The sequence below is a fragment of the Actinomycetota bacterium genome, from assembly GCA_014360655.1.
Taxonomy (GTDB): domain Bacteria; phylum Actinomycetota; class Geothermincolia; order Geothermincolales; family RBG-13-55-18; genus JACIXC01.
In genome coordinates, this window is sequence record JACIXC010000001.1 from 24445 (window position 1) to 50363 (window position 25919).

A 25919-nucleotide genomic window follows, 5' to 3' on the forward strand; every position below is an offset into this window, starting at 1 on the left:
CTTCCGTATTGATAAGATGTTGTGAGGTCGCTACTGTTCATGCCGCTGTCAAGGACGGCCCGTCGGATGGAAAGGCACTGGAGATGACGCTTCTCACCGATTCCCTGGACCGGGACCTGGTCGGTTTTCCCGAGTTCAAACTCATGCATTTCGAGGGCCGCGATTACACCAACCTCCATATCTACAGCGAGTCCTGCCGCATAGGGAACGCCCTGCGCGAGCTCGGCCTGCAGGCCGGCGACGTGCTGCTCATCCACACCGAGAACATCCCCGAATTCATATTCTTGTTCGGCGCCTGCGCGAAAACGGGCGTCGTGTTCTGCCCCACCCTCTTCCTCATCAGCGCCGAGGAGCTTTCCTGGATAGCCGAGCACTGCGAGGCCAAGTGGGTGGTGACCACGCCGAACCTGCTGCCGAAAGTGCGCACCGCATGCTCCCGACTGCTGGAAAAGGGCCGGGTGATCCTCTGCGAGGGGGAGGAGAGCGGCCTGGTCTCCCTCTCGGACCTCACCAGGGACCAGCCGGAGGAGCTACCAACCTCCCGCGAGATGGGCGAGGACGACACGGCGGCCCTCCTTTACACCTCGGGCACCACGGGGAAACCCAAGGGAGTCATGCTGACCCACCGCAACCTCGGAAGCAACGCGCGCTCGACAGCCGAGACCAACCGCATGACGCGGGGGGAAGTGGCCCTCTCCGCCCTTCCCCTCACCCATTCCTACGGGCTTACCATGTCCCTGGTGCCGCCGCTCGTGGGCCTCTACTGCGTGCTGGTGCGCTGGTTCGACGCGGAGGATATCTTCGCCTACACCGAAAGCCACCACATAACCACCATGACGGGAGTGCCGGCCATGTACATCCAGCTCCTCAACCACCCGCGCGCCCCCCAGTACAACGTGCGCAGCTGGAAACGGTTGCTGAGCGGAGCCGCTCCCCTTCCGGAGGAGGTGCTCCTCGCTTTCCGGGAAAAGTTCGGCGTCTATATCTACGAGGGTTACGGGCTTACGGAGGCTTCACCGGTGGTCTCCTGCCAGAGGCCGGACATCCCGTTAAAGCCCGGATCGGTAGGTCCCCCCATCAAGGGAGTGGAGGTGAGCATCCGCGACGAGTTCGAGCGCGTCCTTCCGGCCGGCAGCCCCGGCGAGATCTGCGTGCGCGGCCCGAACGTCATGAAGGGGTACTTCAAGGACCCGGAGGAAACGGAGAAGGCGCTGCGCGGGGGATGGCTGCACACCGGCGACATCGGCTATCTCGACGAGGACGGCTACCTCTACATCGTGGAGCGGAAGAAGGACCTCATCATATCGGGAGGTTTCAACCTCTACCCCTCCGAGGTGGAACAGGTGCTGGAAAGGCATCCCGCGGTACGGGAGGTCGCCGTGGTGGGAGAGCCCGACCCCATCAGGGGCGAGGTGGTGCACGCCTTCGTGGTCCTGGAGGAAGGCCTTGAGGCTTCGGAGGCGGAGCTCATCGAGTTCGCCCGCAATTCCCTCGTCTATTACAAGGTCCCGCACCGCGTGTCTTTCCTCGACGAGATGCCGCGTACCTTCCTGGGAAAAGCTTCCAAGAAAGAATTGCGGGAACGCCTGCTGCACCGGTAAGCCACGGCGGCGTCCGCGAGCGCTTGACCGCCTCCGCACGGCCCGCGGCCGTTCACAAGAGCGACATGCCCCTCTCTTCCTCCACGCGCCTCCTCAGCTCGCGCAGGTTATGCGCGCCCGGTTCCCTCTGCCCCCTTTCCAGCTCCCTCACCAGGGAGAGCAAGGCACCCGTCACTGGTGCCTTCAGGCCATGCTCGCCTGCCCTTTCCAGCAACCTCCCGCACAGCCATTCCACCTCCGTGGCGGACCCACGCATGACGTCACGCAGCATGGGCGGTCGCACGCGCCGCCACACCGCCGCTTCCCAGGGCGAATCCTCGACCGGCAGCTCCACGCCGTGCAACGCGGCCACCCGCGCGCACTCCTCCGCCGCCTCGCGCGCATAGAAGGCCAGCTCCTCGCGCCACTCCTCGCGCGAGCGGAGGCTCTCGGGCGCTTCCCCGCACAGGCCGCAAAGGCAGCTCACGCCGGCCGCGTCACGGACCCTCCGCCACAGCTCCGGGCGTATGTCCTCCCGCAATCCGACCGCCGTCACCCCAGGGCCACCCAGGGTTTCCGAAAGCGCCGCCAGGCGCGAGGCGTTGCCGCCCTCCCGCATGCCGCCCAGGATCAGGGAGCGCACCTCCTCCACCCACACCTCGCCCTCCTCTCCCTCCTCCGCCGAGAACCAGGGCGCCGCCGCCACCGCCCTTTCCGCGCCCACCATGGCGGCGAGCTCCTCCGCCGCGAAACCTTCCTGCAGGGAGAGGTAGAGGGTGTCGCGGTGGACGAAGGGGCTCAGCGGCCGCAGCGCGTCCCCGGAATCTCCCGCCTTGACCGCAAGGACGATGAGGTCGAAGGGGGCGTCCGCCTCCCCGGGCGAGTGTACCGGCAGCCCCTCCGCGACCTCGAGCGCCCCACGAAGGCGAATGCCCCGCGCCGCCAGTTGCTCCCTCCTGTCCTCCCTCCTCTCGTAGAGGTGCACCTCGCTTCCTCCCGCATGCAGCAGGTGGGCCACGAGGCTGCCCGCGGCTCCCGCTCCGATGACGGCGATCCTCATTGCTCCTCCCGGGCCGTTTTTCTCATCCCTTCCCCAGCGCCTCCCGGAAACACGCGGCGCCGTGCCGCGCAGGATGACTTCGCGTCATGCTCCCTGGCCCCTTACCGCCCGGCGGCGGGCTCCTGCGTGGTCGGCGCCTGCTCCTGCGTCCCGCCCAAGCCCGGGTCCTGCGGGCCCACGGGGGGTCCCTGCTCGGGCGGAGGTGGCGGCACCGGCTTGGAAGTCCAGATGAAGAGGGGGGTTCCCACTTTTACGTGGTCGAAGAGCTCGAGGATGGCCCAGTTGGCCATCCTTATGCAGCCGTGCGAGTGGAGGCCCGGGACGAGGTTGCTGGTGCCGTGGATGAGCACCGTGCCGCCCGCGGCGCTGGTGACCAGGGCACGCACTCCCAGGGGGTTGTTCGGCCCCGGCTCGATGCGCGGCGGCATGTCCTTGGACCACTCCACGTTGGGGTTGATCCAGACCGGGTTCTCCTCCTTGCGGATGATGTAATACTTTCCCAGGGGGGTTGGGTACTTGGGCTCTCCCGTCGCCACGTAATAGGTCTTCACCGGGGTGTCCTTGTTGTACCAGGTGAGGGTGTTGCCCATGATGTCCACCACCAGCACCGTCTGCACGTCGTCGCTGGAAAGGGAGGGTGGCGTGACCACCACCACCGGCTCCACCACGCGGTTGCGTGAGAGCAACCCCTCCTCCACCGCCTTGAGCGTGGCCTCCACGTCCATCCACAGCCCGTCCCGAGAGGGGTGGAAGGTCAGCTTCCCGGTCTGAAAATCGAAGCTCAGCGAGGCGTTCACCACCTCGCAGTCGATGGCGGCGGCGATGTTGTTGAGCTTCTTCGCCAGCAGGTCCTTGTCGAGCGAGTACTCCAGGCCTATTTCGATGCTCAGTGGGCGGTTGAAGGCGCGGCGGAAGGCGCGCTCGAGCGCGGGCCGCTCCCATCCCTGGCGATAGGCCATGTCGACCAGGGATTCCACGTCCACGTTGAGGCCTATCTCCGCCGGGTTGATAACCCATTCCCGTTCCCGGTACCTGACGGTCAGCGGCGACATGAGGGGGGCCACGACCTCCTCCCGCACGCTCTCCACCGCTTCATCCCGGGTCATTCCCGTCACGTCCACGCCCAGCACCACCGTCCTGGGGAACATCTCCCCGCGGTGGCGCGAGTCGGCGTACACGGACACGGCGGAAGCGAGGGCGAGGAAGGCCACCACCGCCAGGAGGACGATGAGCAGCCAGCGCACGACGCCGCTGCGCGGCTTCAGGAAGGATACCAGCTTCTTCCAGTTGCTCATCTTTCGGGCCATCATCTTCGGCATCACTCCTTACCCGGTGCTCTTCCGGGGTTAGGACGCGCCGGGCCCCTTTTTCGTTCCACGCTACCACCTTTCCACGAACTGCTCGAAATAGCTGAGGAACGAGTATTCGGATAGGACCCGTTGCCGCTCCTCGTGCAGGGAGCGGATGTGCCTCATGTCGCGGGCGGCCCCCCTGCAGCCTTCTCCCTCGATGAGGGCGATCAGTTCGTTGTTGCGCCGCCTCAGCTCCTCCAGGCGCAGGTGAAAACCGGGGATGTGCATGGCCAGCAGCTCCTCGCCGCGGAAGCGCGCCATCGCGCGGCAGCGCGTGCACGCGAAGCACCCCGCTTCCTCCGTCTCCTCCGCCCAGGCGTCGCACAGGGGGCAACGACGCCCGCTCTCCCCGTCCTGCAAATCTACCTCCCGTAAAACCGCCCACGTGCATTATCTCCCCTTGCACGCGGACATGCCATGACGCATCCCGCCCTGCCGCCACCGTAAAGCGCGGGCGGGAGGCTCGGCGCCCCCCGCCCCACGCGACGCTCTCCGCGGCCCCGCTTCCCCGCGCCCCTTACTCCTTTACTTGATCACATCACTCCATATCGCTACACGGCGGCCACGGCGCCGTCCTACCCTTCCTCCTGTTCTTCCTCTAATGTTCTTCTATTCTTCCTCCGCCTGCTCGGGAACGGGCCCTCCCCCCGCGAGCAACCCGACGATGAGCAGCAGGGCCCCGACGATGAGCAGCGCCCAGGGGATGTACACTTTGATGAGGTTGATCCTTCCCGCGCCCTCCCTAGCGTCTTCCGCGTTCGCCACGATGGAGTCCTGGATGGACGCATAGTCGTAGGAGAACACCTTGCTGGCCTTCCCCATCTGCGACTGCAATCCCGCCAGTTGCGCGATGACCGGCCCCAGCTGGGGATCGCTCGCATACTTGGCCAGCACACCCTGCAATTGGGACATGCCGCTGAGGTCGACCCTCATGGAGAGGGCCTCCGCGCTCTTGTACACGTCCACCGGTATGCCCGTCTTGGGGTCGACGGAAAGTTCCTGTTCCATGCTCCAGAGATACGTGATGGGTATCTTCGCCTGCAGCGCGGCGCCGAGAACCTGCCGGTCCTCGGCGGACATGACCCCCATCGCCAGGGAAACGAAGGCGTCCACGTCCAGACCCGCCGCCTTGAGGGTTTCCTTCATCTCCTCGATGGTGGTTTCACGGGGAAGACCCATGCTCTCGATGTACGCGTCCACCACCGGTTTTTCCTCGCAGGACATCTTGAAGTCATAGACGGTTACGTGTTCCTTCTCCTGCTCGTCCACGTATTCCGCCTCCAGGCCCTCGCCGATCTCGCTCTTCCAGAATGAATAGGTCTCGTCCTTGGAGGTATCGAAGGTGAAGAAGGGGTAATACGAGCCCTCGCGATTCACCGTGTTGCGCGGATCCCAGGCATAGGCGCGGTCATCCTTGACGTTCTCCAACGTCTTGCGGTCGAGGGCGTAGACGAACTCCGCCGCGGGTTGTTTCATCCCTCCCATGCTGATGGTTATGGTCTCCTTTACCAGTCCGGTGGAGGAGTCGAACTCCTCCGCAAGGGTGGTGATCTTTTGTGTCACCTCGAGGGGCGCCTTTATCTCCTGGCCTTCCGGAAGCGGCTGGCGGCTGACCGGGTCTACGTACCAGGTGACCTCACCCTCGTACCGGTTCTCCACGTCCACGTCGCTGGGCAACTTCACCATGGCGTTTACGGCGATCGCCCACCAGAGTATGGAGGCCAGTATGAACAGTATCCCCAGGACTATCAGGACCTTGCTTACCGCCCCTTTCATGACTACCTCCTTAAACACCGAAAACCCTCGCCGCACGTCTTGGCGGCGGTACGCTCCGCAACTCCATTCTTACTCCTAGTCTATTTTCTATGCCGCAAGCGGACTTTCCTCCGCTTGCCCATCCTCTCTCACGCTCCCGTTTCCGCCGCTCCTGCCGTTTCGTTTCATGTAGCGTTAAAGACGCTTTGAAAAGACCGTAAAGACACGGCATTATTTTACCCAAAGCGCGGCCCGAATTCCTCCCCGACTGTCTTCACTCCGGCAACCTCCCCATATACCAAGGCGGGCGGCCCGGCTTCCGGAAGAAGCACATATACGCAACCACCAAGCCCGGGGAACTACAGGGTCGGTCGCAGCGAGCCTGCGAGCGAGACCGTTACCCTGAGGCCCCGGGCCGGAAGAAGGTACATATACGCAACCACCTAGCCCGGGGAACTACAGGGTCGGTCGCAGCGAGGACGCCTTTCCCAAGGCCTCGGATCTACGAGAAAGGAACGCGGCGCCGAGCGAGACCGTTACCCTGAGGCCTGGCCGCTGGAAGAAGGAAAGGCCGCGCACCTTTCAGCGCGACATCCCCGGGGCGTATCCGCAATTCACGTGTCCCCCCACCCAGGAGCCGTTATAACGGAAGTAGATGGGCCGCTCCACCACGATTTCCCCCGTGGCGTGCACGGAAACGGACATGCCTTCCTGGTAGGGCGACATGCTGTTCAGGTAGAGGGTGGTGCGCGAGGAGGCGGGCAGCCGCACCCTCTCCATCATCAGCTCGCCGCTCTCGAAGTGCAGCATGATCTCGGCCGAAAGCTCCACCGCGCCAGCATTCTGCAGGCACAGCCAGTCCTCGAAGCCGGGCCCGGTGTAACCCTCCGCCAAATACCAGTGGCGGGAGGGCGCCTTCACGCCCACGAGCACGTCGCCGCCCTTGCACCACTTACCGTAATCGTGGTAGATGCTCCTCTCGGCCACGAAGGGCCTCTCCCCCTCCATCTTGACGGAGACCTCCAGGTTAGCCCCCGCGCGCAGGTTGACGTTCACCGTGCGCCTGGAGAGAGGGGGCACGACCTCCTCGTCAGCGATGTTGGCCCCGTTTCTGGTCTGGTACGTGATGCGCACGCGGTTGGGCGCCGTATCGGGGTTGAACAGGCACAGCCACTCCTCGAAGCCGGCTCCCGTGTATCCCTCGGCGAAGTACCAGGTGGTGGAGGGTTGATTGCTGCCGCCCGAGACGTGTCCCCCCGCCCACTGGTTGCGGTAGAGGAAATACATGGGGCGCTCCGCGACCAGCGGGACGCCGTTCGTGGAGGTCACCCGCAGGGAGACATCCTTTCCCGGTCCCACCTTTCCGTTGACGAAGACGCTGTAGCGCCGCCTGGGCGCCAGGGACATGTCCTCCGAGAGGAGCAGGCCGGCCGGTGAGAGGTACTCGACCCTCGCCTTCGCCTCCGTATTCCCCGGGTTGAGCAGGCACAGCCATTCATCGAAACCGTCGCCGGTGTGCCCCTCGGCGAAGTACCAGGTGGTGGAGGGTTGATTGCTGCCGCCCGAGACGTGTCCCCCCGCCAACCGGTTGCGGTAGAGGAAATACATGGGGCGCTCCGCCACGATGGGGAGCGGGGAATCCACCACCAGGCTCACGTCCCGCCCCGCGCCCACCTGTCCCCCAACGTTGATGCTCAGCCGCGCCTCGGCCTCCACGCGGTAGGTGCGTGTGAGCGCCTCCCGGTCCTGGAAGAGGTACTGCACGCTGAAGTCCACGGGCGTGCCGTTGGGATTGAGCACGGTGAGCCACTCCTCGATCCCCGCCCAGGTGGCCCCCTCCGCGAAATACCATTTTCTGGCAGCAGAGGCCACGATGAGGTCCCGCTCCACCGCGGCGGTGCCGCCATCGCCGTAGTAGGCCACGGCCCGCAGGCGGTGTGTGCCGTCCCCCAGCGACGCGGTGTCCACATTGGTGCTGAAGGGGGGACCGCCGAAGCTCCGCAACAGCCCGCCGTCGAGGAAGAGGTCCATCCGGCTTACGGCCTCCGCTCCCAGCACCTGTAGGGAGACGTTGACGACACCGCTCGATATGCGGTTCTCCTGCGGCTGGATAAAGCTTACGCGCGAGGGCATGCGTATGCCGCGCAGGATGGCCATGGCCTCCCGCGCCAGGTAGGCGTCATCGCGCAGCAGTCGCTCCTGCGCGGGATTGGAGATAAAGGAGGCCTCGGTGAGTATGGCCGGCATGTTGGTGTTGTTGAGCACGCCGCAGTAGCCCACCTTTTTCACGCCGCGGTTGGGCAGCCCGAACTCCCCCACCAGCTCCGCCTGCACGGAGTTGGCCAGCTCCAGGGAGGCCTGGCTGGCGTATGTGGAAACCAGGGTCTCGGTTCCGTTGACGTTCGGGTCGTCCGGGTAGGCGTTGTGATGGATGCTGATGAAGCGGTCGGCCCCCCAGGAGTTGGCCATCTGCCAGCGCTGGGTGATGCTCACCGCGACGTCGCTCTCGCGCGTCATGAGCACCTGGGCGCCGTTGGCCAGGAGCAGGTCACGCAGCCTTAGGGCCACCTTGAGGTTGACTTCCTTCTCCTGCAGGCCCGTGGGGCCCACCGCTCCCGTCTCCGCCCCGCCGTGCCCGGCATCCACGCAGAATTTCCAGCCGCTCAGGGCGCCGGCGAGGGCGCGTTCTTCCCCGGCGGGCAGGCGGAGAGCGAGCGGGGAGAGCAACGCCAGGGAAGCGAGAAGGAGGCAGAGCGGGGCTGCCATGGCGCGGGACGCCGCTTCTCCGCGCGGACGGATTCCTTTACGGTGCACGCAAAATACCTCCCCACGGTCTCACTCACTGGGTTATTCGACGGCACGTGATGTAAACCTTTAGCAACGCGCCACGCATGCCAACCCCACCACACGCTTGACGCCCGCCGGAGAAGCGCTCGCGCAAGCACCACGTGCACACCGGCCGCAGCTAACCGCCCAAGCCGGAAAGGAGGCGCAGGGCGTCGGGCTCATCCGGGTTTATGCGCAGGACCTCCCGGAAATCATCCAGAGCTCCCGCGATGTTGCCCCTCTTCTTCCTGCCGAGCCCGCGGGAAAGATAGGCGGGATAGTAGTCCGGGTTGAGGATGAGCGCCCGGTCCCAGTCGTCCACCGCCTCCCCCCAGGCGTTGAGCAGCGCATAACACACGCCGCGCTCGTAGTAGGCCTCGGCCGACCCCGGGTTCATCCTTATCACCTGGTTGAAATCTCGTATGGCCCGGTTGTAGATGGGGTTGTCGTCGTACTGTATCTTGCGCCGTAAGGCCTTGCCGCGCAGCATGTAAGCCTCCGGCAGGTCCTGCCGCACCTTCACCAGGCGGTCGAGGTCCTTGATGGCCGCCCGGTAATAGCCCCAGTCCATGAACAGCCTGGCGCGCCGCAGCAGGGCGCCATCGTCCCCGGGGTCCTCCGCGAGGACGCGGTTGAGTTCCTGCAGAAGCGCCCGGTCCTCCTCAGCCTTCAGGGTGTCGTTGGCCGTCCCCTCCTCCTCGCCCAGGAGCCCCACCAGCAACCCGACGACGGAGCGGGAACGCACCATGCCCATGTGGGTGCAGAGCCACCCGAGGCGGAGATTTTCCGCTCCCGGCAGGCAGCAATTGGTCCACGGCACCACGGCAAGATCCCAGGGCGTGCAGATGGAAACATACGGCAAGTCGTCCGCTCGAGGCCCTCCCCCTTCACGGGCGTTCAACTCCCCGAGGAAGGCGCTGCCCGGAAGGGCCTGCCGCGCGGCCTTGAACGGAAGGAAGAGGTAGAAGGTGTACGACCCGCCGTTGGGGGTTCCCAGCATGATCAACTTCTTCAGGTGATCCGCCCCGCCCATGCGCTCCACCGCGAACCTTGCCACCAGTCCTCCCACGCCCTGCCCTATGATGGAGACCTTCTTTGCCCCGAGGAGGATGCGGAGCTCCTCCATCTTGTCAAGGAGTATGCGCGCCCCCCGGCGTATGTCACCGGCGCCGAAATTGGGAAGGCGCAGGGTGTAGATCTCGAAATCGAGGTTGCGCAGCCTGCGCCTGATGGCGGCGGAGAGGATGTAGAAGCGGAAGAACCCCGGAACGTAGAGGACGGGGTCCCTTCTCCTCGCCACAACGAGAGGCGCGGGAGACTCCTCCGCCGAATGCACCCGGCATTCCCCACGGGTCACCGTCCTCCGCCGCAGGGGCTCCACTCGCTCCTCGTCTCTCTCGGCGCCCGAAGGAGTCGCGTATCCGTTCTCCCGCACGTCCTCACTTCTCTCCAACATCGGCCAGCTCCTGCTTCTACCGCATACACTCACGCCGAACGTTTCCACCGCATATATATATTCGGCGCGAGGGCCCCGTTGACATGAGCCCCGGAACCGCCGCAGGGCCGCCGGTGGGTGTGCCGGGTCCTGGCCGGAAAGGCCGGAAAGGATACCGGGGAGGTCAGCGGGCAAGCAGCGGGGGGATGCGGGCGGTGGTGCGCCGCAGGCGCGCCATGGCCAGCAATAGCGCGGACTCCCAGGGCGGCAGGGGCACCATGGAGATGGGGTTTATCCCCATGAGGGGCGTGAGCGAGGCCAGCACGTCCCGGAGGTTGTTGCAACCCCACGCCACCCGCAGCGCTTTCCTTCCCAGCCTGCGGAGCAACGCCGGGTAGGCCTCCTCGGCCGCGCAGTCCCCCACCACCAGCACCCTGCCCTCGATCCCTTCGAGGGTCTCCTCGCGCCATCCCTTTCCCATGCATATGGTGAAACCGCCCTTCCCCTTGAAATCGACGTAGAGCATCTGCAGTACCATACGCGTGTTCAGGGAACAACCCTCGCGGCAGCACCTCTCCTCCCCCTCGAGGATGCGCACGTCGGGAGGGTAGACGGGGAGCAGCTCCGGGGTGTAGCGGCGCCAAAAGGGCTCCCGGTCGCCTATGACCTCTATGTCCGCAAGGTCGATGCAACCCAGGCCCTCCGCGGCGGAAAGCCGGAGGTGCTCCACCCTGGCGGGATCTATGCCCAGGAGATCTGCCCCCACGGCATCCACCGCCAGCGTATCGTCCCCTCCCAGGAGCACGCCCAGCTCCTCCACGCACTCCCCGGCCAGCCCCTGGGGCGCGTAGTGGCCGTGGTTCAGGGCGTGCAGGCCCTCGATGACCGTGAAGTCGGGCCGCACCAGCATGTAGATGTCCGCGAACTTGCGGTGCAGCATCCAGTTGTGGTCGCGGATGCGGTCCTCCTGCATGACCAGGCCGAACTGGTTCTTCACCCCCAGGGTGACGGTGGCCATGGAATGGGTCTTGAGCTTGGGAAGGGAGATGTATAGATTGTCATCCCTTTTCTCCATGAGCCTTTCCCTGACCCAGCGCGAAACGCGCACCCGGTAGCCGAGTGTGGGCAGGGTGACCTCCACCTGCTTCCCCTCGTCCAGGTAGAGGGGTATGCCGCCCGCCTCCCGGGTCGCCCGCGCCAGGCCGCTCACCCGGAACACCAGGCGTGTGAAGTTGCCCTGGGTGCAGTTGTCCATCACGTACACCCTGCGTGCCCCCGCCTCCAGCAGCAGCCTCACCAGGGCCGAGACCGCCCTCGGGTCGGTGTGACAATAGGGCTTGAAGTCTACGGCGTTGACCTTTATGAAGGCGTCGCGCCTGCCGCCCAGGAGCGACGAGAGGCCTCCGAAGTGACTGAATATCTCGACCATGCCCTCCCGCAGATCATCCCCCGCGGCAGCGACAACCACCCTGGGCATCTTTCCTCCTTTCCCGGGAACCGTCACCCCCCACGCGCCGCGCGTGGGGGTCGCTGGGGAGCGGGAAGGTCCCGCTATTCCCGGCAGGCCACCGCCGCCAGTTCCACACGGAACCTCCCGGGCAGGGCCACGCCCACCGCCGAACGCGCGGGATAGGGGGGCCGGAAGAATTCCTCGTAGACCTCGTTGAAGGCCGAGATCTCACCGATATCCGCGAGGAAGACGGTCACCGCGAGCACCTTGTCCATGCCGCTTCCCGCAGCCCGAAGAACCCTCTCCAGGTTGCGCAGCACCACCATGGCCTCTTCGCGCACGTCCCCCGTCACCTCGCCGCCTTCCTCTTTTACCGCGAGCAGGCCGGAGACGAAAACGAGCCCGTTCCACGCCACCGCGTGCGAATAAGGGCCGCGCGCGGGCGGCAGCCCCTCACCCGCGAAAGCCGTAATGCCGGACACCTGCGCCATCACCCCCCTCACGCAGTCTTTTCCCGCAGTATAACAAAAGCTTGTGCGCCGTATAACCCCCGCCCCCCACCGGCTTTCCCGCCTTCGGCACGAACATGCCTCCCGACGCCTGGTTCTTCGGGGACGGGAAGCGACCGCGGGCGGCGGGGTCGGCGGCCGCCCCGGAGGGAGGCGAGCAGATGCGACACGGGTGTGGCCGCCGGGTGTGAAACGCAGGGCGGGTGCGTGCGAGGGAATCCACGGCAAACGCATGGATACGAGGAGGGAATTGCGGCAGTGGGCGCGGCTCTCCCAGGGTGCGTGCGAGGGAATCCATGGCAAACGCATGGATACGGCGGGAACCTCCGGGCACGAGGGTCAACGCAACACCCTTGTGATCACCGGCCGGTAGGAGGAAGCCCCCCTGGTGCCGGGGGCGTACACGCGCGCCAGCAGGAGATAGGAGAGGACGAGGAAACCGAAGCCGAAGAACAGTCCAAGCGGCACGGCGAATGCGCCGTCGAAAAGCACGGCGGAGACGAGCGCCGCGACGCCCAGGCCCGCCAGGAAGGCGGCCAGTGGTAGCCCGTAGAGGATATAGGCGGCCTTGAGGGAGGTCCTGAAGGGGAGTTCCACCTCTACCCTGTCACCCACCCCGGCACCCGCCTCGTTCAGGGCCTCGGCCAGCATTTGTCCTTCACCTGCAACCACGCAGCAGGACCCGCACCCCTCGCACTGCCTGCCACGTGGGATGAGCACCTCGGCCAGCTCCCCCCGCACGGCTATCACGGTGCCCTCCTCCCGCCTGCCGTGCCCGTCCCCTCCCGCAAGGCGCCTCCAGGACGCCTCCGTCGCGCCGTCCCTCTCCTCCACCTTCAACCTCTCCTCTTTACCGGCGGTCTCCACGCAACACACGGTATTATCTTACCCCGCTTCCGACCTCGCCTTCACGGCGCCCATTCTCCCCACCTCGCGGAACCGGCGCAGGCGCAACGAATTGCTCACCACCGAGACGGAGCTGAAGGCCATGGCCAACGCGGCGTAGACCGGGTTGAGCAGAACCCCCCACAGGGGATAGAGCACCCCCGCGGCCACGGGAATGCCCACCACGTTGTAGAAGAAGGCCCAGAAGAGGTTCTGCCTGATGGTGCGCAGGGTGGCGCGGGAAAGGGTCACGGCGGCGGCTACCTTGCGCAGGTCGTCGGAGATAAGGGTGATGTCCGAGGCCTCCAGGGCCACGTCGGTGCCGCTCCCCACGGCTATGCCGATATCCGCCTGTGCCAGGGCGGGAGCGTCGTTGATGCCGTCGCCCACCATGGCCACCACCCTGCCCTCGCCCTGCAGTCGCTCTATCTCCCGCGCCTTCTCCCCCGGAAGGACCTCCGCCAGGACCCGCTCCACCCCCGCCCGGCGCGCAACCGCCTGCGCGGAGGAGAGCCGGTCCCCGCTGAGCATGGCCACCTCGATCCCCAGCGCGCGCAGGGCACGCACGGCCTCCACAGCCGTGTCCTTGAGCGCATCGGTAACCGCCACCAGCCCCCAGAGTTCTCCGTCCAGGGACACGTAGACCACCGTCTTGCCCTCACGCGACAGCCTCTCCGCCTCTCCCTCGAGACCGCGCGTGTCCACGCCGTTTTCGGACAGGAAGGCGGAGTTGCCCAGCAAAGCCCTCGCGCCACGCCAGGCGGCAGCCACCCCCTTACCTGGAAACGCCTGGAAATCGGATGCCTCTCCCGGGGTTATCCCCCTCTCTTCGGCTTCCCGCACCATGGTCTCCGCCAGCGGGTGCTCACTCCCCCGCTCCACGGTGGCCGCCAGGAATAGCAGCTCCTCCTCGCTCCTCCCCTCCGCGGCGAGGAGGTCGCTCACCTCGGGCCTTCCCCGCGTTAGGGTCCCCGTCTTATCGAAGACCACGGTATCAAGCCTGCCGGCTCTCTCCAGCACCTCTCCTCCCCTGATGAGAATCCCCATCTCCGCGCCCTTCCCCGTGCCCACCATGATGGCGGTAGGAGTGGCCAGCCCCAGGGCGCAGGGGCAGGCGATGACCAGTACGGCCACGAAGTTGAGGAGGGCGAAGTTGAAGGACGGCTCCGGTCCCGCCAGCAACCAGGCCAGGAAGGTCACCGCCGCCATACCCATGACCGCGGGGACGAAGACGGCGGCCACCCTGTCTGCCAGGCGCTGCACGGGCGCCTTGCTGCCCTGCGCCTCCTCCACCAGGCGTATGATCTGCGCCAGCACCGTGTCCCCTCCCACCCGCGTCGCCCGGAAGCGGAAGGAGCCGGTGCCGTTGATGGTAGCCCCGGTGACCTCGTCGCCGGGCCCCTTCTCCACCGGAAGCGGCTCGCCGCTCAGCATGGACTCGTCAACGCTGCTGCGGCCTTCCAGGACCACACCGTCCACGGGGATCTTCTCGCCGGGCCGCACCACCACGACATCCCCCACCTTTACCTCCTCCACCGGGATCTCGACCTCTCCATCGTCCCTGACCACCCTCGCGAGGCGGGCACGCAGGCCCATGAGGCGCCTTATGGCCTCCGAGGTGCGCCCCCTCGCCCTTGCCTCCAGGAAGCGCCCCAGCAGGATGAGGGCGATGATGGTGGCGGAGGCGTCGTAGTAGACCGCAAGCTCGAGACCGGTGCCGCTGATGAAAGAGGGGAAGAAGGTCGCCACCACGCTGTAGGCGTAGGCGGCGGTGGTCCCCACCGCTATGAGTGTGTTCATGTCCGTGGTCCCATGGCGCGCCGCCCGCAAGGCCGCGCGATAGAAGGTCAGGCCCGGCCCGAACTGCACCGGCGTGGCCAGGGCGAAGAGCAGGTAGAAGAGGGTCCGCTCGGGGATATCCCTCAGTCCCGGGAGGTGCATGCCGAGCATGGACAGGAACATGATCACCGCGGCCGATGCCAGGCTGTAGATGAGCTTCGCCCGCAACACGCGGCCCTCCCTCTCGCGGCGCCGCCTCTCGCGGTCGAGGGGTTCCTCTCCCTCGCCGGGAGGCAGCAGCCTGTATCCCGCCGCCTCCACGGTGCGGGCCATCTTCTCGTAAGAAGCGATTGCGGGGTCGAAGACGACGGCAGCCCTCTCCGTGGCCAGGTTGACGTCCGCGCTCATCACCCCCTCCACCCCGCCGAGGGCCTTCTCCACGCGCGCCACGCAGGAGGCGCAGGTCATGCCCTCCACGCCGAAGACCGCCTTCTCCAGCCCTGCCCGGTAGCCCAGCTCCTCTATGACCTTCGCCATCCCTTCCGCGCTCACCTTGTTGGGCTGGTAGGATATGGTAGCTTTCTCGGAAGCCAGGTTCACGGACACCTCCTCCACCCCCGGCAGGTCCCTGAGGGCCTTCTCCACCCTGGCGGTGCAGGAGGCGCAGGTCATGCCGCCCACCCTGATGACCAACCGGGAGGCGTCACCACCGCTCCCGCTCTCTGCCTTCTCCCCGCCCGCGGCGACTTGCTCTTCTTGCTCCTCGCTCCCGACCCCTGTGCGCTTCATCTCCATCATCTCCAGACCCGCTCGCGCCACGCCTCCGTGAGCCCCCGGAAGCAGACTCAGAATCCCTCTTCCGCTCAACTCCCGCTTTTCAAGCGCGACTTCCAACTCGTGAAACGCGCTCTCGACGCATAAAGTCCTTCTTAATCCATTATGAATGCATCGTTTTCCTCAGTACATGAGCCATCCCATAAAGGTCCCTCCCCGTAGAAAGGCATGTGACGCCGGGCGGGACCGCTACCCTGAGACCTCGGCCCGGCCTCCTTATACGCTCCCACCAAGGCCGGGAACGACCGGGTCGGTCGCAGCGAGCCTCTACTGAACCACCCACACAGGCCGGGTCCGGGGGTCGGGTGAGCGACATCGCAAGCGGCCTCAGGACGAGGAAGGTAGATGATGAACCCTTGCATGGATGGAGCCCCTGCATGAAGAGGGGAGACCATCGTGAGGCCGCGCGTCGCGGAGCGAGCACGAAACCCCGGCCCGGCCTCCTTATACGCTCCCACCAAGGCCGGGAACGACCGGGTCGGTCGCAGCGAGCCTGCGAGCGAGACCGTTACCCGGCGGCCCGGCCGCCGGAAGAAGGACGGGCGTCATGGAGCGATCACGCGCACCCGGCCCCATTTCATCGCGCTTCGGGTAAAATGCCCTTATGGGCGAGGAACAACCCTGCGACACGGGCGGAAGCACCGGCCGCTCTCGGAGGCGGCGGGGCCTTATCATGGCCGTCTCCCTCTCCGCCGCCACCCTCATCGTCATCTCCCTGGTCACCCTGGACAGGGCGACGTTCAGCGCCCTCTCCAACCTCTCCCCCGGCTTCCTGCTCCTCGCCGTCGCCCTCTCCCTCGGGCGCTGGCTGTGGGCGGTGCTGCGCATGCGCCTGCTCATAAGCTGGGCGGGAAAGAGCGTGCCCGTACGGAACGTCGCAAAGACGGTGTACGCGGGCTATTTCACCGGCCTCATCACGCCCTGGAGGGCGGGCGGGGTAACGGGGGAGATGTTCTTCCTTTACGTCTACGGGCTGGGGGCAGGGGAGGGGGTGGCCGTGGTCTCCTTCGGCGCCTGCGTATCCACCGTGCTGCTCATGCTCTTCTTCCCCTTCGCCATATGGATAGCACGCAGCCACATCGCCCTCTCCGTGTCCGTGCAGGGGGTACTCTTCTCGGCCCTGGCCGTGGGGCTGCTTTACCTGGCCCTTGTGCTGTGGGCCCTGCTGCGGCCACAGAGCGCCTTGGACAAGACGCTCCTCGCGCACTCGCCCGCGTTCCTGCGCAGGCGGGAGCGGTACCGCCGCTTCCTGGAAAGGCTCGCTTGCGAGATCCAGTCCTTCACGCTGTCCCTGCGCCGCCTGGTCCGCCTGGGAAAAGCAAGGCTGTCGGCCGTGGTGCTCCTGACGGCGCTTTACTGGCTGACGGGATTCCTGGCCGTCCCGGCGGCGGTGGTCGGCCTGGGCTATGCTTCCTATTTCTGGAAGGCGCTGGTGGCGCAGCTGGTGGTGCACATCCTCATGCCCTTCGTGCCCACCCCCGGCGGGAGCGGGATAGGCGAGATAGGGTTCCTCTACGTGTACAAGAGCGTTCTGCCCGACCTGGGCCTCGCCGCGCTGCTCACCCTCATCTGGCGCTTCATAGACTTCTATCTCGGTCTGCTGGTGGGCGGCGGGGCCTTCCTGCTCGTCATGCGGGATTTCAACCGCTCTCCGAGCCGCGCCGCCGCGGACGCGCAGCTCGCGGCGCCGCGCGCCGGCGAGGAGACCTCCAAGGCGGGTTGAGGGCCATTCCCCGTTCCGCGCCCTTCACACGAGGGGCGGGGCACGCCGTGGGGGTGGCCCGGAAGCGGTAAAACACCGATCTCCACGGTCACCGAGCAGAGCGACCGGTTGACGGGCGAGCACGCGAGAGGATATGATTACCCAGCGTTTACATACGGCTGCCGCAATGCTGTTCTTGCCCGCGGCCGTCACAACGGCATCCGCGGGGGAAAGGAAGGGGTGCCTCAAAGATGAAGCTCGATGGGAAAAGGGTGGTCATCACCGGCGCGGGGGCCGGCCTGGGAAGGGAGTTCGCCCTCGCGCTGGCCGCGAAGGGCTGCAGCATAGGGGTAACGGATATAGAACTCGCGAGGGCGGAGGAGACCCTGCGCCTCGTGTTGGAAAGGGGCGGGAAGGGCGAGGCTCTGCGGGTGGACGTCACCGACCCATCCGCCGTGGAGGCCATGGCCGATCACTTCTTCGAAGCCTGGGGAGGGGTGGACCTCCTCGTCAACAACGCCGGCGTGGTGTCCGCGGGTTACGTGGGTGACATCCCCCTCGAGGACTGGCACTGGCAGTACGACGTTAACTTCTGGGGGGTCATCCACGGGTGTCATTTCTTCATCCCCAGGATGAAAAAGCAGGGTTTCGGCCATATCCTGAACGTCGCCTCATCCTTCGGCTTCCTAAGCTTTCTGGAGATAGCCCCCTACAACTCCACCAAGGCTGCCGTGATCTCAGTCTCGGAAACCCTCAGGACCGAGCTCGCCCCCTCGGGGATAGGCGTCACCGCCCTCTGCCCCATGTTCGTGCGCACCAGCCTCCTGGAGTCTCTGAGGTACACCGACGATTTCGAGAGCAACCTGGCCCACACCGCCTTCGCGCATGCGCGCATGGGAGCCGACAGGGTGGCCGCGGCCGGCTTGAGGGCGGTGGAGAAGAACCGGCTCTACTGCGTGCCCCAGCTCTCCGGCCAGATCTTCTGGCACTTGAAGCGCTTCAACCCGGAGCTCTTCTACCGCACGCTGGCCTGGATAAACGGGCAAAAATGGGGCAGGGGCTTCATGCTGTGGATGGCCCGCAGGGGCTTCCTGTGAGCCCCGTGAGCCTCGACCAACCACCCGCCGCACGAGGGGCTCAGGCCGCGAGTCCCCGGCTGTCAGCCCGGCGGGTTCCCGCTCCCTGGCTCCCGGGCCCTATTCCTCGCCCACTATGGCCTCCCCGGCTACCAGTGCCAGGAAGTCGTTGGAACCGTCCTCGATGAGGCCCGCCCGGGCGTCCCGGAAGAGCTTCTCTATGGTCGACTCCTTGGAAAGCCCGAAGCCCCCCATGAGCTGCACCGCCTCGTTGGCCACCTCGAAGGCCGCCTGGGTACAGAAGACCTTGGAGGCGATGGAGTACTGGGTGAGAGGCGGGTTGGTGTTGAAGTTGAACTCCATGACCGCGCGCGAGAAGGCGCGGCACGCCTCCACCAGCTTGAACATGTGGAAGAGCTTGTAGCGGACCAGCTGGTGCTCTATGAGCCTCTTCCCTCCCTGCACCCTCTGCTTGCAGTAGGCGAGCGCTTCCTCGTAGCAGGCCCGCGCGACGCCGGTGAAGAAGGCGCCCATGCTGGCGTTGGCCGTGGACAGGGTGACATCCAGCATGGCTTCGTAGGAGTCCTGTTCGATGAGCATGTACTCCCTGGGCACCCTCACGTTGTCGAAGTATATCTCCCCCTGGTTGAGGGCCCGCTGTCCCAGCTTGTTCCAGGGTTTCCCGCGCGAGACGCCCGGCAGGTCGAGGGGGACGATGCATATTCCTCCCCCGGCCATGCCCATCTCGGGGTCGATGGTCAGGTAAACGGTGGCGTGGGTGGCGATGGTCCCGCAGGACACCCATGCGGCCTTGGTGCCGTTGATCACCCACTCGTCCCCGTCCAGGACGGCGCGGCAGGCGGTGCGGGCGATGTCCGGGTTGCAGAACTGCTCCGTGAAGGGGGCCAGGGTATCCGAGCCGTGGTCGGGCTCCGTGATGGCCCAGCAGCCGATCATCTTGGCCTCCTCGTCCTCGCAGTAGGGGACGATGATGTTCTCGATGAGGAACTCCGTGGGCACCAGGCTGGCCAGGAAGGCCGGAAAGCAGGCCACCCCGAAGGCGATCATGAAGTCGATGGAGCCCCAGGATATCTCCTCGAAGAGCATGTGTACCTCGAGGGGCGAGAAGCCGCCTCCGCCGTAGATCTCGGGTATGAGTATCTTGTGCAGGCCGATCTTGTAGCCCTTGCGGAACACATCCCAGAAAACGGATTCCTTGGCGATGACGTCCTCGGGATCCAGCTTGTCCAGCTCCAGGCTGGCCGGGCGCAGCACCTCGCTCGCGAAGGTGTGCACCATGTCGCGGTTCATCTTCTGCACCTTGGTGATGTTCAGGTTCAGGTCGGTGTACGGCATGCTTACCCCCTCCCTTTCACGGCGCTCTTACCCTTCCCTGCCTCTTCACAGGTAATCCTCGGCCCGGTAGACGTTTTCCGCCTGCGGCGAAAACTCCTCGCGCAGCACCCGGTCCAGGTACTTCTCCGAGGCGCTCTTGGGAATCTCTTCCACCACCTGCAGGTAACTCGGGACGGCGTTCTTCTCCAGGCCCTCGGCGGCCTTCCTGAACACGGAAGCGGGATCGATGGAGCGGCCCTCGAAGGGAGCCACCGCGGCGACCAGGTCGCTCTCCCCGGGAGCCCCGGAGGAGGCCGGTATGCCGTATACGCACACCTCGGACACGTCGGGGTGCTCCCCGATGACCTTCTCCACGTAGGAGGGGATGATGAACTCGCCCTGGCGCCGCAGCCCCCCTCCCTCCTTGCGGTAATCGAAGAAGAGCCAGCCTTCCTCGTCGCGGTGGACCATGTCGCCGGTGCGCAGCCAGCCCCCCCGCGTCTTCGCCGCAGAGTCCTCGGGTCTCCCGTGGTACTCCACCTCGGGCTTCTGAGTGACCGCCCGCATGAGCAGCTCACCGGTGACGAAGGGCGGCACCTCGTTGTCGTTCTCGTCCACGATCCTGTACTCCATGAGCCCTTCGATGGGCTTGCCGAAGGAGCCTACGGGGCCCTGGTCGATTGGCTTGTAGGCGAAGCCTCCCTCCACCGCCCCGTACCATTCCAGTATCTTCACGTTGAAGCGCTTCTCGAAGTCCTCCCAGATGGCCACGGGGGTGCCCGCGGAGATGACCACCTCCACGGGGTTGTCCGCGTCGTCCGGCCGCGGCGGCTCGTTGTAGATACCGGACATCATGCCCCCCAGGAGGGAAAAGGTGGTGCAACCGTAGCGCCGGCATATGTCCCAGATGCGGCTCTTGGTGAAGCGCTGGCTGATCACCGCCCGGATGCCCAGGGCCAGGGCGGACATCATGGTCACCGCCTGGGCATTGCCGTGGGTGAGGGAAAGGCCGGTGTAGAGGATGGAGTCCTCCGTGTATCCCCACACCATCCTGGCGAGGGCGGTGTACATCAACGTGCGCGACGCCTTGATGACCACTCCCTTGGGGTTGCCGGTGACCCCCGAAGTGTAGATTATTTCCATGGGGAGGTTCGGGTCATCCACCCTGCCTTCAAGCTCGTAGATGTCCGGGCCGTCCACCAGCTCGTTCACGGTGGGATACTTCGTGGCCAAAGAAAGGTCGGCATCCGGTTTAAGGTTGAGCCAGATGCGCTCAATCCCCGGCAGGGTTCTCGCCTGCGCCTCCACCTCCGGCAACAGGTCGGCGGTGGTGATCACGGCCCTGGCCCTGCAGTCACCCAGCATGTAGGCGAGCTTCTCGCCCCGGGATCGAGGGTCTATGGGCACCGCCACGTAGCCGAGCAGGTTGGCGGCCGCCATGGCGTAGACCATCTCAGGGTGGTTGCGCATGACCAGGGCCACGGCATCCCCCTTGCCTATGCCGCTCTCCCGCAGGCCCCTGGCCACCTTGAAGGTGTTGGCCACCAGCTGGCGGTAGGTCAGGGGCTCGTCACGGTAAAGCCCGCCGTTCTCGAAGACCAGCCCCACGAACTCGGGCTTCTCCTCCATGCGCATCTCCATCTGGTGAAAGATGAGCGCGGGGTTTTTCTCCTCCATCGCTGCGTCCCTCCTCTAAGCCCTGCCTCCTGCGCCAGCAGGCATCTCGCCCGCGGCGGCATGTCCAGCCTGTCTCGAACGCCGTTTACCCTCACTCAACCGCACCCATGAAACGACGGGTGAAGGAGGGGAACTCCCTGGCGAATATCTCCGCCCATTCCTCCTCCGTCCAGTACTTGTGACGGTCGAAGAAGGGGTCCCGCGGCTGGTAACTGACCGCCACCCCGATGCAGAAGTCCACGTCCTCTATGAACTCGCAGGCGGGCGCGGCGGCGCCTATGGTCTGGAAGACGCGGCAGTGCAGCCCCAGGCGCCAGGCCATGGCCGCCGCGGCGTTTGCCGCCATGTGCACGTCGTAGACAACGAAGTGGCAGCACGGGCCGTTTATGATAGACTCTACTTCATCCGCCTTGTTCAGCTCCTCGCAGGTGCGAAAACCGCAGGCCCCGCAGTCGAAGTTGTAGACGGATTTTCTCCTCGCCCCTATCAGCAGCGCACGGGCATCCTCCTTGGCCAAGTCCAGAAAGCTCCTGCCGTCCCGGTTGAAGAGGGGCGAGACCTCCGCCACGCCTTCGCAATATCCCGACAAGTCCTCGAATTCCTCCGGTCCTATGGCCGCCATCCTGATCCTGGGATGCCCGAATTTCAGGGCCGTGGAAGCCGCAACCGCCATGAGCTCCACCGCCCGGTCGAGACCACCGCCCAAGAGCTCCTCAGCTTTTTTGACCGCCATGGCACGCACCCCCTCAACAGTAGATGGAACGGAAGGTGGGAAAGAGCCGGTGGATAAGCCTGTTGGAAAGGGTCGCGTCGTTGAACTCGTCCCAGCGGCGCGGCAGGTCGCGGTAGGGGCTCTTCTCCGTCACCGAGGCGAGGAAGCCCAGGGCGATGCCGCACCCGTGCGGGACCAGCCCCGTGCGCACCGCGGCCGCCCCCACCGACATCTTCACGGCATGATCGATGCCCAACTGCCGGGCCAGCGAAACCGCCCCGTTGAGCGCATAGGCCATGTTCATGGAGCGCAGCAGGCAGAAGGGCCCGCGAAAGGCCACCGAGGGCTCATCCGGGAGACGTTCCGCATCCCGCCAGTTGTCGCACAGGATGTTGCCGCACAGGTTGCAGTTGGAATCCATTGGATCGTGCCCGGCGCGCCTGTCGGCCATGATGAGGACGACATCGGAGTCGCGCACCTGGACGGCATCGGAGCGGAAGAAATCCCAGCGGGGGTTGTCCGCCGCCATGCGCTCGACGGCGATCGCCAGGTCCTCGATGGCGTCCCGGTCGTCGAGGGCCACCACGCAGATCTCGTCTATGCCCCCCACGCGGGGGGAGGTGACGGCGGAAGCGAGGAGGAGCTTGCAGGCTTCCCTGGCGCTTTCCGCCCGCCTTTCCTCGTATTCCCTCATTATCCTTTCCACGGAACATCCCTCCCTTGCAAGAATGCGCCTATACGAGCGGGAAAAACACGTCACGGAAAAAAGCGGCCCGGCCGTGACCGCGAGCGGCGGCGGCCGCGTGCGCCCGTCAGGTGGGCAGCCCCTTTTCCTCGCAGATCTTGGGATAGGCCTCGTAGGCTGGCTTGAGCAAGGGGAGCATGCCGAGGATCTTGCTCATGGGACCCTTGGCCTTCACCTTGCGCTTGGCCAAGGCCACGGGCAGCTTGAGCTTCTGCAGCCAGAAGTTGTGGCAGTCATCTCCGGCAAGCCACATGACCACGTCCGGCTCCGCCTCCGTCTCCCCCAGGGAGAGGGATGGCTTCTCGTCGCCGTGCAGCAGCCAGATCTCCCCGTCCGGATCGTTGATCACGAACTGCACGTTGATGTTCTCCTCGTTGAATTTCCTCGACACCGTCTCGTCCTCGAGCAGCTTGGTGAAAAGCTCGCCCAGGACCTCGTACATGTGAGCGGTATCCTTGAAGACAGCCATCGCGCACACCCCTTTCCCTCTCCTGCTAAACCGGTTGCCGGACATGCCGATACATACCAGAGTATGATACCATGGTATGTGATTGTCAAGGTCGCGCCGGAAAGCCCGGAGCGGCACAGGGAACAAAGGCGGCTGCCGTGCCGAAGGAGCCGCAAGCGTGACCGACGAGGTGCATCGTGCCCGAAAAGGCTCGCCTTTCGCGGAGGGAAAGAGGCTTGGCGACGAAGAAGGAGCTCTTCGAAGCCGCCATCTCGCTCTTCGCCAGGAAGGGCTACGACAAGGTCACCGTGGACGAGATCTGCGAGAAGGTGGGGGTGACCAAGGGCGCCTTCTACCACCACTACCGCTCCAAGGACCAGATCATCCTGGAGGAGTTCAAGCAGATGGACGAGCACTACGCGCGCGTGGCCGAGGAGATCTCCTCCCTCCCCGGCACCGTGGAAAAGCTCCGGGCCTTCAACCGCGCGGCCATCACCCTCATGGCGGAGCTGGGGGTGACCCTGATGAAGGTCCTCTACCACTCCCAGATCGCCCCCCACATGAGGAAACCCTACCTCGCCGACGGCCGCCGCTCTCTCTACCGCATCACCGGCGAGCTCATCAGGGAGGGGCAGGAAAGGGGCGAGATCCGCGACGACCTGCCGAGCGAGGAACTGGCGGCGATGCTCATCGACTGTTTCCGCGGGCAGATCTACCACTGGTGCCTTTGCAACGGCGCCTTCGATCTCGTGGGCACCTGCGAGAGGCTCATGGACCTTCTCGTCGACAGCCTGAAGCCCCCGCAAAGCGCGCGCCAGCGCGGCGATTCCGGCAAGCTCCCCGGGCGGCGCCCTTCCCGACCCGCGTGACGGGCCGGTGCTCCTCCCCTTCGACAGGTCGTGACCGTAGGAGCTCCTCCCGCGTCTCCCGCGCATGCCGCCAGGGGTGGCAGGGGCCGGCCTCCCGCCTTGGGAACCCGCCTCCCGCTGGGAGGCTCTCGCCGGAGGTGCGGCGCGCTTTCCCCCTCAGGCGTAATCCTCCAGGCGGTAGACGTTTTCCGCGTCGGGACGGAAAGCCTCGCGCAGGAGGCGGTCCAGGTGCTTCTCCGAGGGGCTCTTGGGAATATCTTCCACAACCTGCAGGTAACTGGGCACGGAGTTACGCTCCAGGCCGGCCAGGGCCGCCTTGAAGACGGAATCCGGGTCTATACTGCGGCCTTCGAAGGGGACCACCGCCGCCACCAGGTCACTCTCGCCCGGTGCGCCAGAGGCCGCCGGGATGCCGTAGACGCACACCTCTGAGACGTCGGGGTGTTCCCCGATGACCTTCTCCACCAGGTCGGGCTTGATGAAGTCGCCGGCCCGCCGCAGCGCTCCTCCCTTGCGGTAGTCGAAGAAGAACCACCCCTCCTCGTCACGGTGCACCATGTCCCCGGAGCGCAGCCAGCCGCCCCGCATCTTCTCCGCCGAGGCCTCCGGTTTCTTGTAGTAATCCACCTTGCTCTGCGTGAGCATGCGGCAGATGAGCTCGCCGGTCACGCCGGGAGGCACTTCGTTGTCCTCCTCGTCCACCACTTTCATCTCCACCAGCCCGGGAAGGGGCTTTCCGAAGGACCCTATTGGGCCCTTGCCGATGGGCCGGTAGGCGAAACCGCCCTCGATGGCCGCGTACCACTCGAGGATCTGGACGCCGAAGCGCCGCTCGAAATCCTCCCATATGGCCCGCGGGGTTCCCGCCGATACCACCATGCGTACCGGGTTGTCGGCGTCGTCCGGGCGCGGCGGCTCGTTGTAGATCCCGGACATCATGCCCCCCAGGAGGGAGAAGGTGGTGCATCCGTAGCGGCGGCACACATCCCATATGCGGCTCTTGGTGAAGCGCTGGCCTATCACCGCCGGGATGCCCATGGCCAGCGACGGGAAGAGGGTGACCGCCTGGGCGTTCCCGTGCGCCAGGGAAAGCCCGGTGTAGGGGATGTCGTCCTCCCGGTAGCCCCAGACTATGTACCCGAGCAGGCAGTACATGGCGTTGCGGCGCGAGTCCAGTGTGACCCCCTTGGGGTTGCCCGTCACCCCGGAGGTGTAGATGATCTGCACCGGGGCGGAGGGGTCACCGGCCGCCCCCTCCGGCTCCCGCGGCGGGTTCCCCTCCAGCATCTCGTTGAGCGTGGGGTAACGCGAGGCGAGGGAGGGGTCGGCATCCGGCTTCAGGTTCAGGTAGATCTTCGGCGAGGCCGAGACGCTCCTCGCCGCCGCCTCCACCTCCGGCAGGAGGTCAGCGGTGGTGACCACGGCCCTGGCGTCGGAGTCCGCCAGCTGGTAGGCGAGCTTCTCTCCCCTGGCGCGGGGGTCGATGGGCACCAGCACCGTGCCCAGCAGGCTGCAGGCGGCCAGCGCGTAGACGAACTCGGGGTGGTTGCGCATGACCAGGGCCAGTTTGTCCCCCTTCTCGAACCCCTCGCGCCGCAGCCCCTCCGCCAGACGCAGGGACCGGGAGTAGAGCTGCGCGTAGGTCAGCCTCTCGTCCTCGTAGAGACCTCCGTTCTCGAAGATGAGCCCGGTGCGGTTGGGGCTCTCCTCGGCGCGTTGCGCGAGGAGCCCGGAAAGCAGCCCCCTGTGCCGGGGCAGCCTGGTTTCCGCCACCCCGCGCACGGCGCGGGAGACCAGGTCGACGTGGGCCAGGAACTTGAGCGCCATGTATAGCCTGGGATTTTTTTCCTCCAGCTTTTTCAGGGCCGGCTTATCGAAGATCTTATCCAG

At 65.8% G+C, this 25919-nt stretch carries 20 protein-coding genes; 4 read left to right on the top strand and 16 right to left on the bottom strand.

Annotated features, from left to right (window positions below; translation table 11 throughout):
* Positions 1–83: 83 nt before the first annotated feature.
* A complete protein-coding gene (locus tag H5T73_00095; protein ID MBC7246167.1) occupies positions 84–1601 on the top strand; it encodes a long-chain-fatty-acid--CoA ligase in 1518 nt (505 codons plus the stop codon).
* 52 nt (positions 1602–1653) lie between these two features.
* Here the strand turns inward: H5T73_00095 and H5T73_00100 are convergent, their stop codons facing one another.
* From H5T73_00100 to H5T73_00145, 10 genes are all read right to left on the bottom strand, one after another.
* Complete coding sequence (locus tag H5T73_00100) at positions 1654–2640, bottom strand: hypothetical protein (protein MBC7246168.1); 987 nt, start codon at positions 2638–2640, stop codon at positions 1654–1656.
* Positions 2641–2741: 101 nt separating this feature from the next.
* The gene (locus tag H5T73_00105) at positions 2742–3935 is read right to left on the bottom strand and encodes a L,D-transpeptidase/peptidoglycan binding protein (protein MBC7246169.1); all 1194 of its coding nucleotides are present in this window, start codon (positions 3933–3935) and stop codon (positions 2742–2744) included.
* A gap of 84 nt (positions 3936–4019) precedes the next feature.
* Positions 4020–4352: a hypothetical protein gene (locus H5T73_00110; protein ID MBC7246170.1), complete on the bottom strand. Its 333-nt coding sequence runs from the start codon at positions 4350–4352 to the stop codon at positions 4020–4022.
* Positions 4353–4601: 249 nt separating this feature from the next.
* Entirely contained in the window at positions 4602–5768 is a 1167-nt protein-coding gene (locus tag H5T73_00115; protein ID MBC7246171.1) for a DUF3068 domain-containing protein, read from the bottom strand.
* A 561-nt stretch (positions 5769–6329) separates the two neighbouring features.
* Complete coding sequence (locus H5T73_00120; GenBank protein MBC7246172.1) at positions 6330–8513, bottom strand: N-acetylmuramoyl-L-alanine amidase; 2184 nt, start codon at positions 8511–8513, stop codon at positions 6330–6332.
* A 199-nt stretch (positions 8514–8712) separates the two neighbouring features.
* Entirely contained in the window at positions 8713–10029 is a 1317-nt protein-coding gene (locus tag H5T73_00125) for a tetratricopeptide repeat protein (GenBank protein ID MBC7246173.1), read from the bottom strand.
* Between the two features lie 163 nt (positions 10030–10192).
* Entirely contained in the window at positions 10193–11485 is a 1293-nt protein-coding gene (locus H5T73_00130) for a DUF362 domain-containing protein (protein MBC7246174.1), read from the bottom strand.
* 74 nt (positions 11486–11559) lie between these two features.
* Positions 11560–11949, bottom strand: a complete 390-nt coding sequence (locus H5T73_00135; protein MBC7246175.1) for a hypothetical protein — start codon at positions 11947–11949, stop codon at positions 11560–11562.
* A gap of 357 nt (positions 11950–12306) precedes the next feature.
* Positions 12307–12843: a SoxR reducing system RseC family protein gene (locus H5T73_00140; protein MBC7246176.1), complete on the bottom strand. Its 537-nt coding sequence runs from the start codon at positions 12841–12843 to the stop codon at positions 12307–12309.
* A gap of 9 nt (positions 12844–12852) precedes the next feature.
* Positions 12853–15429: a copper-translocating P-type ATPase gene (locus tag H5T73_00145; protein MBC7246177.1), complete on the bottom strand. Its 2577-nt coding sequence runs from the start codon at positions 15427–15429 to the stop codon at positions 12853–12855.
* 709 nt (positions 15430–16138) lie between these two features.
* Between H5T73_00145 and H5T73_00150 the strand changes: the two genes are divergently transcribed.
* Both H5T73_00150 and H5T73_00155 read left to right on the top strand, forming a co-directional pair.
* Positions 16139–17188 carry a flippase-like domain-containing protein gene (locus H5T73_00150; protein ID MBC7246178.1) on the top strand — a complete coding sequence of 350 codons (1050 nt, stop codon included), beginning with the start codon at positions 16139–16141 and terminating at the stop codon, positions 17186–17188.
* 230 nt (positions 17189–17418) lie between these two features.
* Positions 17419–18264, top strand: a complete 846-nt coding sequence (locus H5T73_00155) for an SDR family NAD(P)-dependent oxidoreductase (GenBank protein ID MBC7246179.1) — start codon at positions 17419–17421, stop codon at positions 18262–18264.
* A gap of 99 nt (positions 18265–18363) precedes the next feature.
* Here H5T73_00155 and H5T73_00160 read toward each other — a convergent pair whose 3' ends face one another.
* From H5T73_00160 to H5T73_00180, 5 genes are all read right to left on the bottom strand, one after another.
* Entirely contained in the window at positions 18364–19599 is a 1236-nt protein-coding gene (locus H5T73_00160; protein MBC7246180.1) for an acyl-CoA/acyl-ACP dehydrogenase, read from the bottom strand.
* Positions 19600–19644: 45 nt separating this feature from the next.
* Positions 19645–21255 carry an AMP-binding protein gene (locus H5T73_00165; protein ID MBC7246181.1) on the bottom strand — a complete coding sequence of 537 codons (1611 nt, stop codon included), beginning with the start codon at positions 21253–21255 and terminating at the stop codon, positions 19645–19647.
* Positions 21256–21346: 91 nt separating this feature from the next.
* Positions 21347–21988, bottom strand: coding sequence for a hypothetical protein (locus tag H5T73_00170; GenBank protein ID MBC7246182.1), 642 nt, complete (start codon positions 21986–21988; stop codon positions 21347–21349).
* A gap of 13 nt (positions 21989–22001) precedes the next feature.
* Positions 22002–22673 (bottom strand): hypothetical protein, encoded by a 672-nt coding sequence (locus tag H5T73_00175; protein MBC7246183.1) that lies wholly within the window; start codon positions 22671–22673, stop codon positions 22002–22004.
* A 106-nt stretch (positions 22674–22779) separates the two neighbouring features.
* Entirely contained in the window at positions 22780–23181 is a 402-nt protein-coding gene (locus H5T73_00180) for an SCP2 sterol-binding domain-containing protein (GenBank protein ID MBC7246184.1), read from the bottom strand.
* A 215-nt stretch (positions 23182–23396) separates the two neighbouring features.
* Here H5T73_00180 and H5T73_00185 point away from each other — a divergent pair, with 215 nt between their 5' ends.
* A complete protein-coding gene (locus H5T73_00185; protein MBC7246185.1) occupies positions 23397–24029 on the top strand; it encodes a TetR/AcrR family transcriptional regulator in 633 nt (210 codons plus the stop codon).
* A 156-nt stretch (positions 24030–24185) separates the two neighbouring features.
* Here H5T73_00185 and H5T73_00190 read toward each other — a convergent pair whose 3' ends face one another.
* Entirely contained in the window at positions 24186–25856 is a 1671-nt protein-coding gene (locus H5T73_00190; GenBank protein MBC7246186.1) for an AMP-binding protein, read from the bottom strand.
* Positions 25857–25919 lie beyond the last annotated feature (63 nt).